The organism is Ornithinimicrobium sp. F0845 (assembly GCF_023015765.1).
Classification (GTDB): Bacteria; Actinomycetota; Actinomycetes; order Actinomycetales; family Dermatophilaceae; genus Ornithinicoccus.
The window spans coordinates 35,158-52,979 of sequence record NZ_JALKAL010000010.1 but is presented as its reverse complement, the minus strand read 5'-3'; the positions used below and the strand labels follow the sequence as shown (position 1 = coordinate 52,979).

Genomic DNA, 17,822 nt, shown 5'->3' with positions numbered 1-17,822 from the left:
CGTCATGGCACAGGTCTGGCGATGACCACGATGTTGTCCGTGTGGGTCCAGCGGCCGTCGCTGGTGCGGATGATCGGTCCCCCGCAGGTCACGAGCGTCAGCATGCGGGTCCCGGTGTCCGCGAAGATCTCCGGCGGCAGCGAGGTCTTGCGATAGTTGCGCACCGAGGTGACCGCCCACGTGGTGTGCGCACCCTCTGCATCCACCGTGGTCACCGAGGCGCCAGGCCGCAGACGCCCCAGGAAGTAGAGGGCGCCGTGGTTGCCCTGCTGCGTGACGTGACCCGCGACCAGGGTTGACCCCTCGTCAGCGCCAAGTGGGCTAGTGGTGTCCAGCAGACCGACCTGTCGCAGGTCAGTGGGCAGGGACATCTCGTTGCTTGAGGTGACGCCTTGGGGCACAACTGGTGCAGAGACGTAGATCGAGGGGATGTACAGGTGGTTGGCGGGATCGAGCTCCGGCGCCGTCCCCTGGCCCGAGCCCGGGCCGGAACCGTCGCCCGCATCGCCGCCCGGGCGACCGTCACCGGCGTCCGGCGCGGGCGGCACGGTGACCGGCTCGGTGTTGACGTAGGGCCCCAGGTCGATCCCCTCGGGGATCACGATCGGCTCGTCGGCGGTCGCACGGTCGGTCTCCAGCGCCTCCTCCAAGGAGATGGAGAACTCCTGGTCCGGCGTCGGGGTGGGCGCCGGAGGCTCCTCCTGCAGTCCGCGATAGACCAGCACCCCTCCGGCGGCGAAGAGCGCGAGGCAGGCCAGCAGCGCGACCGCGCGCACCACCGCCCTGCTCCTCATCACACTCCTCCGTCCTCGTCCCGGGTCGTCACTTGTCGCTCGTCCCGCTCGTCGCTCGTCCCGCTCGTCGCTCGTCCCGCTCGTCGCTCGTCCCGGTCGTCGCTCGCCGTTCGTCCACGCGCCACGGCCGGGAGCCCAGGATCGTGTCCTGGTCTCCCGGCCGTGAGGCTACTCACCTGGTGCTCGTCCTACTGCTCCCGACGGCGCCAGAGCATGGCTCCGGCTCCGAGCAGGGCCAGGATCATCGCCGTGATGCCCGCGACGATCAGCGCCCACTGCGAACCACCCGAGACCGGGTCACCCGTCGGGATGACGGGCGGCTCCGGCGGAGCCGGCTTCGGCACCGTGACCTCGACGGTGACGTCGTCCGTGTCACCGGTCTCGACGATCACCGCGGTGTTCGTGTAGTAGGTCGTCTCACCGACCTCACCACCGAAGGACAGGCTGTAGGTGAACTCGGTCGGGGTGCCGTCGGCGTTCCAGACCGCCGTGCCCAGCAGCTCGCCGGGAGCCTCCTGCGTGACCAGGTCGTCGGAGACCTGCACCTCGAGGTTGGTCTCCTCGTCCAGCTCGAAGGCCACGTCCACCGGGTCGCTGGCCGTCGACCGGTCGACGCCGTCGGCGTCGGTCCAGGCCACGTGGGCCGTGTTGCTGCCCTCGTACGCCGGCTGCTCGGTGAAGCTGCAGGTGTAGTCGAGGACCACGGTCGCACCGGCCGCGATGACAGCCTCCTGGCCACCGGCCACCTCACAGGTGCCGCCGACGTCCGCCAGGTCGGTGACCGTGACGGTCATCTCCTGGAAGTCGTTGGGGTTGGTCACCGTGATCTGACCGGACATCGCCCAGCCGGAGTCCGCGAACCCGTCCGGCGTCGCCGTGACCGTGTAGTTGAACTCGGCCAGGGCACCGTCCTCGACGACGGCCTCGGTCCGGTCGACCTCCTTGGTCAGCTGCCAGAAGTACTCACGGTCGAAGTCGGCCACGGCGGTCTTGCTGACCTCCGGGGCGAGCTCGACACAGACCGTGACGGTCTCCTCGGCCTCGTCCCCGACGGCGAGCGGCGCGACGCCACCCGTCGGCGCGACCGACGCCAGGATCACCGCGGTGTTGGTGTAGTCGACGCACTGCCCGGGCACACCCTCGAACTCCATCGAGTAGGCGAACTCGGTCGTGCCGTCGTGCCAGTCCGCGGTGCCGAGCAGCTCGCCCGGGGCCACGCCGGTCACCTTGTCGTCGTGGACGTCGACGCTGAGGTTGGTCTCGCCGTCCAGCTCGAAGAGCACGTCGACCGGGTCGGTCGTGATAGTGCGCTCGGTGCCGTCCGGCCCGGTCCACATCACCGTGGCGACGTTGCTGCCCTCGTAGTCCGGCTGCTCCTCGAACGTGCAGACGTAGTCGAAGACCTGGGTCGCGCCCGGCGCGAGGACGACGCCCTCGCCGTCGACGACCTCACAGGTCCCGCCGACGTCGGTGGTGTCGGTGACCTCCACGGTCACGGTCCCCTCGTCATACTCGTTGGGGTTGGTGACCGTGATCTGACCGGACATCGCCCAGTTGGAGTCCTCGAAGCCGTCGGCGATCGCCGAGACCACGTAGTTGAACTCCGCCGTGTCACCCTCACCGATGGTGACCTGGGTCCGGTCCGCCTCCTTGTCGATGGCCCAGAAGTACTCGCGGTCGAAGTCGGCCTGGGCAGTCTTGGTGATGACCAGCTCGTCCTCGACACAGATCGTGACGGTCTGCTCCGCGTCGTCACCCGTGGCCGGGATCACCGCGGTGTTGGTGTGGTCGACGCACTGGCCCTCCACACCCGGCAGAGTCAGGTCGTAGGTGAACGCCGTCGGCGCGCTCTCGGCGTTCCAGGTGGCGGTGCCGAGCAACTCGCCCGGGGCCACCCCGGTGACCTTGTCGTCATACACCTCGACCGTCAGGTCGGTCTCCTCGTCGATCTCGAAGAGCACGTCGACCGGGTCGCTGGTCGTCGACTGCGGCATGTCGGCAGCGTCGGTCCAGGCGACGTAGGCAGTGTTGGTGCCTTCGTAGTCCGGCTCCTCCGTGAAGGTGCAGACGTAGTCGAAGACCTCCGTCGCGCCAGCCCCGATGACCACGGCCTCGCCGTCCGCCACCGTGCAGGTGCCACCGACCGTGGCGACGTCCGTCACCGTGACGCTCAGCTCGGAGAAGTCGTTCGGGTTGGTCACCGTGATCTGACCGCCCATCGCCCAGCCCGAGTCCTCGAACCCGTCCGGGGTCGCGGTCACGGTGTAGCTGAACGTCGCCTCGGTGTCGGTGATCTCCACCGACGTCTCGTCGACGTCCTTGTCGAGCATCCAGAAGTACTGCCGGTCGAAGTCCGCCTCGGCAGTCTTGGAGACCTCCGGGGCCGCCTCGACACAGACCGTGACGGTCTCTTCCGTCTCGTCGCCGGTCGCCGGGATCACCGCGGTGTTGGTGTAGCCCGTGCAGGTGCCGGCCACGCCGTCGAACTCCAGGGAGTACTCGAACTCGGTGACACCGTCCTGCCAGGTCGCGGTGCCGAGCAGCTCGCCGGGGGCGACCCCGGTGACCTTGTCGTCATACACCTCGACCGTCGCGTCGGTCTCCTCGTCGATCTCGAAGACCACGTCCACGGGCCCGCTGTCCGTGGACTGCTCGGCGCCTGCAGCGTCGGTCCAGGTCGCGGTCGCGGTGTTGGTGCCCTGGTAATCCGGCTCCTCGGTGAACGAGCAGTCGTAGTCCAGGTCGACCGATCCACCAGCCGGGACAACGACGTCCTCACCGTCGACCACCGTGCAGGTGCCACCGACCGTGGCGACATCGGTCACGGTGACCGTCAGGTCGGAGAAGTCGTTCGGGTTGGTCACGGTGATCTGCCCCGACATCGCCCAGCCGGAGTCCGCGAAGCCGTCAGGGATGGCGGAGACCACGTAGTCGAACTCGGCGCTGCCGCCCTCGGTGATCGTCACCTCAGTCTGGTCGGCCTCCTTCTGGATGTCCCAGAAGTACTGCCGGTCGTAGTCGGCGTTGACGATCTTGGAGACCTCCGGGCCGAGCTCGACGCAGACCGTGACGGTCTCACTGGCCTCGTCGCCCGTCATCGGGATCACCGCGGTGTTGGTGTAATCGGTGCACTCCCCGGCCACGCCCTCGAACTCCAGGGAGTACTCGAACTTGGTGACGCCGTCGTGCCAGTCGGCGGTGCCGAGCAGGTCACCGGGCGCCTCGCCGGTCACCTTGTCGTCCCACACCTGGACCTCGACGTTCGTCTCCTCATCGACGGTGAACTCCACCGGCTCGGCCGCGCTTGAGGCTGTCTGGAGCACGCCGTCGACGGTCCACGACGCGGTGGCCGTGTTGGTGCCACCGGTGTAGGTGGGCTGACCGTCGATGGTGCAGGTGTAGGTCGTGCTGACGCTGCCGCCGGCGGGCACCACGACCTGAGCGTCGGCGACCTCACAGGTGACGTCGGTGCCGAGCCCGGCCGGGTCGTCGGTGAGGTCGGCCGTCACCGCGGTGGAGTTGGGGTTGTCCACCGTGATGGTGCCGGACATCGTCCAGCCGGAGTCCTCGTAGCCGTTGGGCGTCGCCGACACCACGTAGTTGAACTCGGCGCTGCCGCCGTCGGTGATCGTGACCTCGGTCTGGTCGGCCTCCTTGTCCAGGAGCCAGAAGTACTCGCGGTCGAAGTCGGCGTCCACCGTCTTCTCCACGGTCAGGTCGAGCGGCCAGCAGACCGTGACCTCCTGCTCGGCGCTGACGTCGGACAGCTCCTGCAGCCACGCGGTGTTGGTGAAGTCCACACACTCACCGGGCTCGCCAGCGAGAGTGAGGTTGTAGGTGAAGTCCTCCGTGTTGCCCTCACCGGTCCAGGTGTGTTCGCCCAGGACGACCGGGTTGGCCGGGTCGGTCTTGTCGTCGACGATCGTGACGGTGTCATTGATCGGGGTGACGGACCAGTCTCCGGCCGCAAACGCCGCAGTTCCCGTGGCCGAGCCGCTGGGCGAGAAGTACTCGTCGGCGTCCCAGGTCACGGTGGCGGTGTTGGTGCCGTCGTAGGCCGGCTGCGTGTCAAAGGTGCAGCTGTAGTCAAGCACCGCGCTGTCGTTGGCGGGGATCGTCGCGTCCTCGCCGCCGGTGACCGTGCACACGCCGCCGTTGTCGACGGTGTCGGTGACGTCAGCCATCACCGGCCAGTCGTTGCCGTTGGTGACGGTGATCTCACCGGTCATCTGCCAGTTGCTGTCAGCAGAGGGTCCGTCGGTGACGGTCACGGTGTAGGCGAAGGTCGCCTCTCCGGTGGTCGGGTCGACGTTCAGTTGCGTCTGGTCGACGTCCTTGTCCAGGTCGTAGGAGTAGCTCCGGTCCATGGACACCACGACGTTCTTGGCGACCGTCAGGTCCGTGCCGACGCACACTTGCACGTCGGCCTCGCCGCTCTGGTCCGTCTCGACGATCGTCGCGACGTTGGGGTATGTCGTGCACGTCCCAGCCACACCGGCGATCTCGCGCTCGTAGCTGAAGGTGTAGGACCCGCCGTCAGCCGTCACGTCGACCCAGTCCAGCTCCACCGGGTCACCGTCCAGCGGCAACAGCTCGGCCGCGGCACCGTCGAACGCGTCGTTGACGGTGACAACCCGGTCGGTCTCGCTGTCCGGATCCCCGAACGCAACGCTTCCAGTGCCGGTGGCTGTGCCCGTGGTGCCCGGATAGCTAGCCGCGTCCCAGGTGGCCTCAGCCGTGTTGGTGTCGCCGACGGCAGCAATGGTCTCGGCGGTGCACTCGTAGTTCAGGACGACCTCGCCGTCGGCCGGCACCGTGACGCCGGTGCCGTTGGTGACGGTGCACTCGGCACCCGGCAGGCTGTCCGAGACATCCACCCCGGTGAAGGCCATAGCGTTCTCGTTGGTCACGGTGATCGTCCCAGAGACCGTGACGTTCGAGTCGGTCATGTCCTCGGCGGTGACGGTCACGTCATACTCGACCGTGACCTGTTGGCCCTCCGGGGTGTTGACCGTGACCGGGTCGGCCACCTTGTCGATGCTCCAGGTGTAGGTGCGGTCGTAGCTGGTGTCGACGGTCTTGCTGACCTCCAGGTCCACCAGCTCCTGACTGTTGGTGAAGGTGCACAGCACGTTGCCGTCGGGCATGGTGAAGGACCCGCTGAGGTCACCCTCGGTGTAGGTCGGGTTCACCCCGTCACAGGACAGATCGGTCGCGTAGGCGCCCGCGCCCGCCAGCACCTCGGCGACAGTCACGGACTCACCTGCGGTGACGGGGACGGTCACGACGTTGTCGGTATCCACGAAGGTGGGGGTGTCCCCGACCTCGGAGACGACCGGCGGATCGGTCGGCTGACCGTTGATGGTCAGTGTGGCGGAGTCGCCGGTCAGACCGTCGACCCATGACTTCTGCAGGGTGACGGTGGGGTGCACGTTGTTGATCACCCGGCACGAGATGGCGCCGTCGCTCGGGACCGGCACGGTGAAGCCGAGTGCTCCCGAGTTGGTCGAGGCGACGGGCTGACCGGTGGCGGTGTTGCTGCAGACTGCGTTGAAGCCGTTCTGCTGCTCCAGGCTGAAGCCCGGCTGCTGCGTCTCGGTGACCGTGATGTCGCGGGTGGTGACGGTGTCGGAGTAGCCGTCGACCTCGAAGTTGATGGCACCATCCTGATTGGTCTCACCACTGGCGGGGGTGACCTCGTCGTCTGCCGTGCTGAAGGTCCAGTCCTCACCCGGGCTGAGCGTGCCGTCCAGCGCCCGCTCCTGCTTGACCACGGTCAGGGTGCCCAGGCAGTTCGCCAGCGCCAAGCTGCGAAGGAACTCCTCAAGCTCGTCGAAGTCACTGGTGTAGGAGGTGGACGACAGCAGGGACAGGCGCTTCTGAATTGTGTCACCCGTGACACCGGCACCGATCCCCACCACGATCAAGGACGTCGCGGCCTTGATCTTGTTGGCTGAGTGGATGGCCTCTTCGACCTCGCGGATAGTGCTGGTGTTGCCCGGGCCGCTCCCGTCGCGGTGGAAGGTGGGCGTGCCGTCGGTGAGGAAGATCACGGCATCATAGGCAGCCGCGTCAACCTGCGCCAGGCCCATGTCCCAGTTGGTGCCGCCCTGGGCATTTTGCGGTGTCGCGCCGAATGCGTTGATGTGGTTGCGCACCGCATCGCCGCTGGTGGCGACCGAGGTCAGCGGTAGCGATCCGTTGTTGAAACCGTCTGCGGGTGCGTTGGTCGCGAAGGTGTACAGGGCGATGCTCGACGGGGTGCCCTCCAGCGCGTCCACGAAGCCGACACCGGCTGCCTTGTACTGCTCCAGCAACGAGTCACTGTCCGTCACGGAGTTCGACAGGTCGTAGACGAGGGCGACCTTGAGCCCGCACTGCGCTGGAGGCTCTGGGTTGTCGCGAACGTCCGGGAAGGTGCGGTTGGTCCCGGGCAGGGTCACGATGCGGGAGTCGACGCCGCCGCCACGGGTGATCTCTCCGGTGTTGTAGCGCATGTACTGGGTGTCACTTCCCCAGGTGAGCGGTGCGGTCCAGCCGCTCGGAGCGGACGTCTCGACGACGTAGAAGTAGTTGTCGTCGTAGTTCGGCAGGTTGACCTGGATGCCGCACACGCCGTTATCACCGGGCGCCGTGGTGCACGTGCCGACAGACGTGCCGCCGGTCAGCTCGTCGTCGTCGCCCACCCGGAAGAACTCGAAGGACGCGCCCGCAAGCGGGGTCACGGTGGTGCTGGTGCCGACCCGGTCACCGCCCTTGCGGACCAGGATGTTCGCCTGGTCACTTGCGGGCGGCCCCGGCGGGAGAGCTGCCGGCGTCGCGACCACGTCAGCCTCGGCGTCCGTGCCCAGGGGACCGTCGGCCTCGACCTCGGTGCTCTCCTCGGCCGAAGCCTCGGCACCGTCCTCCACGACAGCGTCGTCCTCGGTCGCCTGTGCCTCAGCCGGCTCGTCTGCCCCCTCCTCGGGCACCTCGGCCTCTGGAGCGTCGCTCTCCCCACCCTCGCGTGCGCCCTCGTCGGCAGCCCCGTCCTCGGCCTCCCCCTCGTCGGCGCCCTCATCACCACTCTCGTCCTCGGCCCCGACGGCCGCGTTCACGAACGTGATCGGCACCGCGGGCTGCTGGCCCTGCTCGGTCACGACGACCTGCTGCGGCTCCGCGCCGAACTCGTAGCCCTCGGGCGCGGCGACCTGAGTGATGGTGTAGTCCCCCACCGGCAGCCCATCCAGGGTGATGGTGCCGGCCGTGGTGTTGCTGTCCTGGCCGTCGTTGTCCACGACGGGTCGTTCCATGCCGTCGGGCCCAGCGACCTCAAAGGTCGTCTCCGCAACGGCGCTCCCCGCGTCGTCGGCCGCGAACCAGGTCAGGCTGCCGGTCGCCTGTTCATCGGTCGTGGTCTCAGCGATCGCCCCGGGCGCGGCGATGGCACCGCTCAGGACAACAGCGAGGGCAGCGACACCGACGGCTGCCTTCCGGACGGGGGTCGGGGCAATGGGCCGTGATCGGCGGTGACGCATGGGCTCTCCTCATCGGGGTGGCCCAACGCAAGGACTGGCGTCCCCACACCGAGCCTGCATAACTGGGGTATCCCGGTGACGGACAGAAGCGCTCACACACAGGGAAACTCCGGCGGCGCTGCCTGTGCGCCACGCGAGCAGGCTATTGGCTTTACGTCGAAAAAGTCTAGAAATGGTAAAGTCGTAACCAACTTGTTATAACGTCCGCCCTGACCATCGAAGCCACGACAGTGGCACGAGCGTCGCTACTCCGCCGCGACGCGATCGATCACCAGGGGCCCCGGGGAGTATGCCGTGTGCTCGGCCTCGATCTGCCAGGCCCCCTTGAGCGCGTCGAGGGCTCGGTCGAACCGCTCCGGGGTGTCGGTGTGCAGCGTCAGCAACGGCTGGCCCGCGCGTACCGTGTCGCCGGGGCGGGCGTGCCACTCGACTCCCGCGCCTGCCTGGACCGGGTCCTCCTTGCGGGCTCGGCCCGCGCCGAGACGCCAGGCAGCGACACCGACCTGGAACGCATCCAGACGGGTGAGGACCCCGTCCGCGTCGGCCACCACCTGCTGGGTCTCCCTCGCGCGGGGCAGCGCCGCATCGGGGTCACCGCCCTGGGCCGAGATCATGGCCCGCCACGTGTCCATGGCACGACCGCCCGCGAGCGCCTCGGCGGGGTCGACGTCGTCCTTGCCCGCGCCGGCGAGCATCTCGCGAGCCAGGGCCACGGTCAGCTCGACGACATCGGGCGGACCCCCGCCCGCGAGCACCTCGACGCTCTCGCGGACCTCCAGCGCGTTGCCGGCCGTCAGGCCGAGCGGGACGGACATGTCGGTGAGCAGCGCCACCGTGTGCACACCGGCGTCCGTCCCCAGCTCGACCATCGTGCGCGCGAGCTCGGTGGCCTGCTCCTGGTCCTTCATGAAGGCGCCGGAGCCGACCTTGACGTCGAGCACGAGGGCTCCGGTGCCCTCGGCGATCTTCTTGCTCATGATCGAGGAGGCGATGAGCGGGATCGCCTCGACGGTGCCGGTGACGTCGCGCAGGGCGTAGAGCCGCTTGTCGGCCGGGGCCAGACCGGACCCAGCAGCGCAGATCACCGCGCCGACCTCCTCAAGCTGGGCCAGCATCTCCTCGTTGGACAGATCCGCGCGCCAGCCCGGGATGGACTCCAGCTTGTCGAGCGTGCCGCCGGTGTGGCCGAGCCCGCGCCCGGAGAGTTGCGGCACCGCGACGCCGCAGGCCGCCACGAGCGGGGCCAGAGGAAGAGTGATCTTGTCACCCACGCCGCCGGTCGAGTGCTTGTCCGCCGTCGGACGACTGAGGGAGCTGAAGTCCATCCGCTCCCCCGAGGCGATCATCGCGGCCGTCCAGTCACTGATCTCGCGGCGGTCCATCCCGTTGAGCAGGATCGCCATCGCGAGGGCAGACATCTGCTCGTCCGCGACCACCCCGCGGGTGTAGGCATCGATCGTCCAGGCGATCTGCTCGCTGGTCAGCTGCTGCCCGTCCCGCTTGGCCCGGATGATGTCGACGGTGTCGAAGGATTCGCTCACCACCCCATCCAACCTCACCGGGAGGGAAATCGGCAGGGTGAGCGACGGCATACGACAGCGTGCCGCCGCCCCGGAGGACGACGGCACGCGGCGGTGAGGACGGTCAGGCGGCGACGCCGAAGCCGCCGGTCCAGGAGATGCGCTCGCTCGCGGCGAGGGTCAGCTGCAGGAAGCCAAGGGCCTCCATCTCCCGCGCACGCTTGAGGGCGCCTGCGTCGACGGCCTTCACGCCACCGGCGCTGACGATCCCGGACAGGGTGGCCTTGGCGTCGCTGTCGTCACCGGCGATGAGCACGGTCGTGGGCAGCGGACCGACCGCCCCGGAGGCGAGAGTCCCGGCGAACGTGGTGTTGAACGCCTTGAGCACCGTGGAGTTCGGCAGCTTCTCGGCGATGACCTGAGCCGCGGACCCCTCCGCCGGGACGACGAGGGAGTCGAAGGTCTCGAAGTTCAGCGGATTCGTGATGTCGACGACGATCTTCCCGTCGAACTGGCCGGGACGCTCGGCGATGACCTGGTCCACCGCGGGGTACGGAACGGCGAGCACCACGATGTCGCCGGTGATCGACCGCGCGGCGTCGGACTGGCCGAGCAGCTCGACGGTGTTGCCACCCTTGGTGACGATGCCGGAGATCGCCTGAGCCATCGCGCCGGTGCCGATGATGGAGATGTGTGTCATGTGGGGACTTCCTCTCGTATTAGTTGTTCTATCAATTAATACACTGGACGGGAGTTGGTTGTTCCCACAACCTCTGCGCTAGGGTGTGATCATGGCCACACACGGATCCGACCGATGACCACCCGTTGGCTGGACGACCAGGACCTACGGGTCTGGGTGCGCATGGTCGCCGTCCTGGAGCTGCTGCCCGCCCAGCTCGACTCCCACCTGCGACGGGTGGCAGACCTGACCTACTTCGAGTACTACGTGCTGGCGATGCTGTCGGAGGCGCCCGAGCGTTCCCTACGGATGAGCGAGCTCGCGGTGCGCACCAACGCGACCCTCCCTCGCCTCTCACACGTGGCACGGCGTCTGGAGGCGCGCGGGCTCCTGCAGCGCACGACAGCCCACGACGACCGGCGGGTGACGATGGCCCGTCTCACCGAGGTCGGCTGGGACAAGGTCCTCGTCACCGCCCCGGAGCACGTCGAGCAGGTCCGCAGCCTGGTCTTCGACGCGCTCACGCCCGAACAGGTGACCCAGCTGGGCGAGATCACCGAGGCGCTCCTGGGCGTGCTCGATCCGGAGGGTCACATGAGCGTGCCCTACTCCCGGCACGCGCTAGACGATCTCTAGCGGCGCGACGATCGCGTCCGCCGCCTGGGGGTGTGCGATCCTGTGCCCGTGAAACTCGCCCAGGCCATGAAGCAGATCGTCCCCGCGGTGCAGGACCTCAAGCGCCGTTCCCTCCACCAGCCGGGTGGAGAGACCACGATGCCGGTGTCGCTGATCGCGCTCCGCGACGACCGCGTTCTCGCCGTCGTGACCGCGCCACGCATGGCCGCCGCGCTCACCTTCGCCCCCACGCTGGCCATCGGGCTCGCCCCGCAGATGCTGGTCATCGCCGCCCAGGCCAACCTCCCGGCACGCGCGGAGACGGCGGACGTGCCGGGTCAGGAGGAGGGTGAGGCCATCGCCTACACCACCTTCAACCGGGACAAGGAGGCGAGCCTCGCCGTCCAGCGTTATCAGGTCCGCGACGGGGAAGTGATCTTCGCGGCGCCCGAACGTGGCCGGGCGGACGACCGCACGATCATGGACGAGCTGGCCCGCGCGATGAGCCACGAGCCGCTGGACCCGGCCCGGGTCGCACGCAAGAGCGCCGCGGACGGACCCGAAACGACCCCGGTCGGCGCCACGGCACCGGACGACACCCCACCAGCGAACGGCGCCACGGCCCCGAACGCCACCCCGCCCGCGAACGCCACCCCGCCCGCCGAGCAGACGTTCATCCCGCCGGCCGAGGGCCGGATGGCCATCGACGCCGGGACGGTCAAGGCGGTCCACGAGAAGGTCCGGGGCATCGGAGGGACCGCACTGTTCATCGCCGCAGACGGCGTCCAGGCGACCAGGATGCTGGCGGCCGGCCTGCCGCAGGAGTGCCTGCTCAGCGGCAGCTGATCACTGTGCCAGCGCCTCCGGCCCGAACGCCTGGGGCAGCACCTGCGACATCGGGAGCACACCCTCGGGCGTCGCAAGCAGACACTCGGCGCCGCCGTGCTCCCAGATGAGCTGGCGGCACCGCCCGCACGGCATGATCGTCGCGCCCGCATGGTTGACGCACGACACGGCCACCAGGCGTCCGCCGCCCGTGGCGACCAGCTCCGAAACCATGCCGCACTCCGCGCAGAGCGTCACGCCGTAGCCGGCGTTCTCGACGTTGCAACCGCCGACCACCCGCCCGTCGTCGACCAGACCGGCCACGCCCACGGGATAGCCGGAGTAGGGCGCGTAGGCGCGCTCCATCAACTCGATCGCACGAGCCCGCAGCGCGTCCCAGTCGACCCCGGGGGTCTCCATCAGCACGACCTCACTTGGTGTAGGGGATGCCCTCGGCGGCAGGTGCCCGCACCCGGCCGACGAGCCCCGCGACCGCGAAGATCGTGATGACGTAGGGCAGCATGGCCAGGAGCTGGGACGGCATCGGCGAGCCGATGGTGCCCAGGACGTTGCCGAGGTTCTTGGAGAAGCCGAATAGCAGGGCCGCCACCAGCGCCCCCGTCGGGTTCCACTTGCCCAGGATCATCGCGGCGAGGGCGATGAAGCCGTTGCCGGCGGACATCTCCCGGCCGAAGGCCAGCCCGCTGCCGACCGTGAAGAAGGCACCGCCCAGACCGGCGACCGCACCTCCGAGGATCGTGTTCCACACCCGTCGCTTGTTGACGTGGATGCCCACCGTGTCGGCGGCCTTGGGGTGCTCGCCCACGGCCCGGGTGCGCAGTCCCCAGCGGCTGCGGAACAGCATGATCTGCAGGACGATGACCGTGACATACATCAGGTAGACCAGGATGGTCTGCCGGAACAGCACCGGACCCAGGATGGGGATCTGGCTCAGCAGGGGGATCTCGATCACCCCGAGCGGCTGGCGCGCGTTCCACGTCGAGGCGTTGTCAGCGAGCAGCGTGGAGAAGAAGAAGCTGGTCAGGCCCAGCACCAGCGTGTTGAGCACCACACCGATGATGATCTGGTTGACCTGGTAGGACACCGCGAACCAGGCCAGCAGCGCGCCGACCAGGCCACCGGCGATGGGGGCCGCGATGAGACCGAGGTAGGGGGCGGTGAGGAGCGAGGCGACGACGGCGGCCGCGAAGGCACCGAAGAGGAGCTGCCCCTCGATGGCGATGTTGATGATGCCCGAACGCTCGCAAATCACGCCGGACATGGCGCCGAAGATCAGCGGCACCGACAGGGCCAGTGCACCCGCCAGCAGCGAGGTCACCGGGATCACCGAGGTCTTGCCCGCGCCGGCCCAGGTGAGGAACGCGAGCACGAAGGCCAGGCCCACGACGATGTGCAGCCACAGTGGCGCCGTCCGACGGTCACGGGTCAGCAGGTAGCCGTAGACCGCCGCCGCGATCAGGACGACGGTCAGCACGATCACGGTCAGCATCGAGGGCACGCTGAAGTTGGGGATCGTGAACCACTGGTCGCCGTACCTGGACTGGAACTCGGTCTCCTGGCTCCACACGCCCTCCCGCCCGATCATGGTCCCCACCAGTCCCAGGAGGGCGGCGAGGGCCAGGACGGCGTAGGTGATCGGGATCCGGTAGGAGATCTTCCCGAGCACGGCGGCGCCGGGAAGCTCGTCGCCGGGGGTGCCCGCGGTCACCGGGATGACTGGCGTGCTCACGCTGCGGCCTCCTTCGTTGTGGCCCGGACCTTCTTGGGCGATGCGTCGGGGTCAGGGAGTCGGAAGATCGCCCGGACCAGGGGCGGGGCGGCGATCAGCAGGACGATGACGGACTGGACGACGAAGACGATGTCGATCGGCGTCGAGGTCACTGACTGCATGAGGGTGCCGCCGGCCTGGAAGGCCCCGAAGAGGAGCCCGGCGATGAAGGTGCCCAGGGGTTTGGACCGCCCCAGCAGGGCCACCGTGATCGCGTCGAAGCCGTAGGTCGCGGCGACGCCGGCTGTCAGGGACCCTCCGTCGACCAGTACCTGTGAGGTGGCGGCGAGGCCAGCCAGGGTTCCGGCGATCACCATCGTCAGCACGGTGATGCGCCCCACCGACATCCCCGCGGTGCGGGCGGCGTGCGGGTTGGCTCCCGCCGCCCGGATCTCGAAGCCGATCGTCGAGCGCTCCAGCAGCCACCAGACGAAGACGGTGGCCAGGATCGCCACCACGAAGCCCCAGTGCAGGCGGAAGGTGTTGCCCGGCACCAGGAAGTCGGGGATCAGTGACGGGTAGCCGGCGTTGGGGCCGATCTGAGGGCTGCGCAGTCCCGTGCCGCTCGCGTTGAACTTGCCCAACGTGAGGACGTAGGCGACGAGGTAGACCGCGATCCAGTTGAGCATGATCGTCACGATCACCTCGTTGGCGCCGGTGCGGGCCTTCAGGATGCCCGGGATGAAACCCCACAGCGCGCCGCCGAGGGCGCCACCGAGGACGCAGAGCAGCACGTGCAGCACCGGCGGCAGGTCGAAGGCGAAGCCGAGGTAGGCGGCCACGATGGCGCCCACGATGATCTGGCCCTGCGCACCGATGTTGAACAGCCCGGCGCGGAAGCCCACCGCGATGCCCAGCCCGGCGAGGATCAGCGGCGTCGCGAAGGTCATCGACTCGGTGATCGGGCGGACGGCGCGGTTGAACGTGTCGGCCTGGAAGTCGAAGATGGCACCCCGGAACAGGGCGATGTAGGCGTCGGACACCGCGCTCCAGGCGGAGCCGAGGAAATCGCTGGGGCGGGCGAAGACGTAGCTGATCGAGTCGGCGACGTCCTCGTCCGCGAAGGCGATCAGCACGGCCCCGATCACGAGGGCGATGATGATCGCCAGGATGGAGATCACCACGTCGCCCCCGACGATCTGGCGCAGGATGGCCGAGCCGGAGCGCGGGTCCTCTCCCCGGTCGGCCGTGGGCGACGAGGCGGGCTGCTCCGGCGTGGATTCGGGAGCCGGGGTGTTCGACTCGGTCACGTCAGGTCCTTTCCGTCAGCCAGTGCATCGGCGCCGGCCAGCGTCGACTGGTGGCTGGCCGCCTGCTGGACCGCATCCTCCAGCGGGACGCCCGCCATCATCAGGCCGAGCACGTCGCGGTTGATCCCGGCGGGACCGGCTTCCCGGGCATCGACGATGCCGATGATGCGGCCGCGGTACATCACGGCCACGCGGTCCGCCAGGGCCAGCACCTCGTCGAGCTCGGTGGAGACGATGAGGACCGGCGTGCCGTGGTCCCGCTCGGCCACGATCCGCTTGTGCACGAACTCGATGGACCCGACGTCCAGGCCACGCGTGGGCTGCGAGGCCACCAGCAGGCGCAGGGGTCGGGACATCTCGCGAGCCAGCACCACCTTCTGCGCGTTGCCGCCCGACAGGGTGGAGATGGGGTCCTGGATGTCGGTGAGGCGGACGTCGAACTCCTGGGTGCGCACCTCGGCGTTCTCCGCGACCCTCGCCGGATACATCGACACACCCTTGGCGAAGGGCTCCGTGTCATAGAGGTCGAGAACGAGGTTCTCGGCGATCGAGAAGCTCGACACGACACCGTCGGTCGACCGGTCCTCCGGGACGAACCCGATGCCGGCCCGCAGTCGCTGCCGGACGGTCAGACCGAGGAGCTCCTTGCCGTCCAGGGTGATCGAGCCCGCCGCCGCCTCGTCGATGCCGAGGATGACCTCGGCGAGCTCGGTCTGCCCGTTGCCCTGCACGCCGGCGATCGCCAGGATCTCGCCGCCCTGCACCGTGAAGCTCACGTGGTCGACCACAGGGGTGCTGCCGTTCAGGACGGTCAGGTCGGAGACCACCAGCGAGTTGTCGTGCACCTCGGCGGGCGTCTTGTCCACGGCCAGGCTCACCGAGCGGCCGACCATGAGCGAGGCCAGCTCGGTCTCGGTCGACTCCGGGCTCGCCTCGCCGACCACCTTGCCGCGCCGGATGACGGTGATCCGGTCCGCGATGGCGCGGACCTCGCGCAGCTTGTGGGTGATGAACACGATGGAGGTGCCGGCGTCCTGGAGCTCACCCATGATCTTGATCAGCTCGTCGGTCTCCTGGGGCGTCAGCACCGCGGTGGGCTCGTCCAGGATGAGGACCTTGGCGTCGCGGGAGAGCGCCTTGATGATCTCGACCCGCTGCTGCACACCGACCGGGAGCTCCTCGATCAGGGCGTCCGGGTCGACGTGGAATCCGAACCGCTCGGAGATCTCCTCGACCTTGCGCCGGGCGGCCTGCAGATCGAGTATGCCGCCCGGTCCGGCGGGCTCGTAGCCCAGCGCGACCGACTCCGCCACCGTGAAGACGGGCACCAGCATGAAGTGCTGGTGCACCATGCCGATCCCCGCGCGCACGGCATCACCCGGGCCGTCGAAGGTGACCGGTCGGTCCTCGAGCAGGATCTGCCCGCCGTCGGGGTCGTAGAGGCCGTACAGCACGTTCATCAACGTGCTCTTGCCCGCGCCGTTCTCCCCCAGCAGGGCATGGATCTCACCCGGCTCGACCACCAGGTCGATGTGGTCGTTGGCCACCAGCGGACCAAAGGTCTTGGTGATCCCACGCAGTTCGAGCTTCATCGCTCCTGACTCCATCGCTAGTCGGTCGGGGACAGCGTAGCGGCCCAGCCGTGACCGGCTGGGCCGCTACACCGGAGAGTTGTCAGCCTCCGCGCTCAGTGGGTCAGGGAGCGTTCGGGGACTCAATCACGAGCTCGCCGGAGATGATCATCTCCTCGTACTCGGCGAGCTTGTCCTTCAGCTCCTGCGGGACGGCGTCCTCGAAGTCGTGGAACGGCGCCAGGGCGACGCCGCCGTTCTCCAGGGTGCCGACGAAAGGCTCGTTGGTGAAGGAGCCCTCGACCGTCTCGGTGATCGCGCCCTCGACAGCGGAGCCGATCTCCTTCAGGACCGAGGTGAGGATGAGGTCGCCGTACTCGGTGGTCTCGAAGCCGTCCAGGTCGACCCAGATCAGCTTGGTGTCGGTGCCCTCGGCGACCGAGGCGGTGCCCAGGCCGACCGGGCCGGCGACCGGCATGATGATGTCCGCCCCCTGGGAGATGAACTGCTCACCCAGCGCCGCACCCTGCGACTGGTCGTCGAAGCTGTTGGCGAAGGAGCCGTTCTGCGCCTCCTTGTCCCAGCCGAGCAGCTCGACGGCGGTGCCGTTGTCCTCGTTGTACTTGTTGATGCCGTCGGAGAAGCCGTCCATGAAGATCTGCACCGACGGGATCGGCAGACCACCGAAGGTGGCCACCTTGTCGGTCTCGGTCATGCCCGCGGCGAGGTAGCCGGCGAGGAACGCTGCCTCGGAGGTGTTGAAGAGGATCGGCTTGGCGTTCTCGATCTCGACCGGCGCGAAGTTCTCGTCCGAGAAGCCGGAGTCGACGAGACCGAAGTTGGTGTCCGGGTTGGCCTCGGCCGCGGCCTGGATGGCGTCCTCGAGCAGGAAGCCGGCACCGATGACGAAGTTGCAGTCCTGCTGGACCATCGCGTCGATGTTGGGGGCGAACTCGGCGTCGGAGTTGGACTCGGCGTCGGCGATGGTGATGCCCAGGGAGTCCCTGGCAGCGGTCAGGCCCGAGTGGGCGGCCTGGTTGAACGACTGGTCGTCGAAGCCACCGGCGTCGGAGATCATGCACGCCTTGAAGTCGGAGTTGTCCGGGCCTGCGGCCTCGGTGTCCTCGGCGACGTCGTCGGTCTCGGTGGCGGCGTTGTCGCCGCCTTCGGTGGTTTCCTCGTCCGGGGCCTCGCCACACGCTGCGAGAACCATGACGGCGGCCGCACTGACAGCGGCGATCTTAAGGACCCGCACGGGGGAC

11 protein-coding genes are annotated in these 17,822 nt (G+C 68.5%); 2 read left to right on the top strand and 9 right to left on the bottom strand.

The window, feature by feature from the left end; translation table 11 throughout:
• Window positions 1-2: 2 nt before the first annotated feature.
• From MWU75_RS14350 to MWU75_RS14335, 4 genes are all read right to left on the bottom strand, one after another.
• Window positions 3-794, bottom strand: a complete 792-nt coding sequence (locus MWU75_RS14350; protein WP_247092000.1) for a class F sortase — start codon at window positions 792-794, stop codon at window positions 3-5.
• Window positions 795-982: 188 nt separating this feature from the next.
• On the bottom strand, window positions 983-8,311 hold the full coding sequence (locus MWU75_RS14345; RefSeq protein WP_247091998.1) for a SpaA isopeptide-forming pilin-related protein: 7,329 nt from the start codon (window positions 8,309-8,311) through the stop codon (window positions 983-985).
• Window positions 8,312-8,556: 245 nt separating this feature from the next.
• Window positions 8,557-9,852 (bottom strand): thymidine phosphorylase, encoded by a 1,296-nt coding sequence (locus MWU75_RS14340; protein WP_247091996.1) that lies wholly within the window; start codon window positions 9,850-9,852, stop codon window positions 8,557-8,559.
• 103 nt (window positions 9,853-9,955) lie between these two features.
• Window positions 9,956-10,531: an NADPH-dependent F420 reductase gene (locus tag MWU75_RS14335; protein ID WP_247091994.1), complete on the bottom strand. Its 576-nt coding sequence runs from the start codon at window positions 10,529-10,531 to the stop codon at window positions 9,956-9,958.
• Window positions 10,532-10,645: 114 nt separating this feature from the next.
• Between MWU75_RS14335 and MWU75_RS14330 the strand changes: the two genes are divergently transcribed.
• Window positions 10,646-11,146, top strand: coding sequence for a MarR family transcriptional regulator (locus tag MWU75_RS14330; RefSeq protein WP_247091992.1), 501 nt, complete (start codon window positions 10,646-10,648; stop codon window positions 11,144-11,146).
• A gap of 48 nt (window positions 11,147-11,194) precedes the next feature.
• Window positions 11,195-11,971 (top strand): hypothetical protein, encoded by a 777-nt coding sequence (locus MWU75_RS14325; RefSeq protein WP_247091990.1) that lies wholly within the window; start codon window positions 11,195-11,197, stop codon window positions 11,969-11,971.
• Here MWU75_RS14325 and MWU75_RS14320 read toward each other — a convergent pair whose 3' ends face one another.
• The 5 genes from MWU75_RS14320 to MWU75_RS14300 all read right to left on the bottom strand — a co-directional run bounded on the left by MWU75_RS14320 (window position 11,972) and on the right by MWU75_RS14300 (window position 17,815).
• Window positions 11,972-12,370, bottom strand: a complete 399-nt coding sequence (locus MWU75_RS14320; RefSeq protein ID WP_247091988.1) for a cytidine deaminase — start codon at window positions 12,368-12,370, stop codon at window positions 11,972-11,974.
• Between the two features lie 10 nt (window positions 12,371-12,380).
• Complete coding sequence (locus MWU75_RS14315; RefSeq protein ID WP_247091986.1) at window positions 12,381-13,700, bottom strand: ABC transporter permease; 1,320 nt, start codon at window positions 13,698-13,700, stop codon at window positions 12,381-12,383.
• Complete coding sequence (locus tag MWU75_RS14310) at window positions 13,697-14,989, bottom strand: ABC transporter permease (protein WP_247091984.1); 1,293 nt, start codon at window positions 14,987-14,989, stop codon at window positions 13,697-13,699. Before MWU75_RS14310 ends, MWU75_RS14315 begins: the two co-directional genes overlap by 4 nt.
• Window positions 14,986-16,581 (bottom strand): ABC transporter ATP-binding protein, encoded by a 1,596-nt coding sequence (locus MWU75_RS14305; protein WP_247091982.1) that lies wholly within the window; start codon window positions 16,579-16,581, stop codon window positions 14,986-14,988. Before MWU75_RS14305 ends, MWU75_RS14310 begins: the two co-directional genes overlap by 4 nt.
• Window positions 16,582-16,684: 103 nt before the next feature.
• Window positions 16,685-17,815 carry a BMP family ABC transporter substrate-binding protein gene (locus MWU75_RS14300; RefSeq protein ID WP_348647780.1) on the bottom strand — a complete coding sequence of 377 codons (1,131 nt, stop codon included), beginning with the start codon at window positions 17,813-17,815 and terminating at the stop codon, window positions 16,685-16,687.
• Window positions 17,816-17,822: the final 7 nt, after the last annotated feature.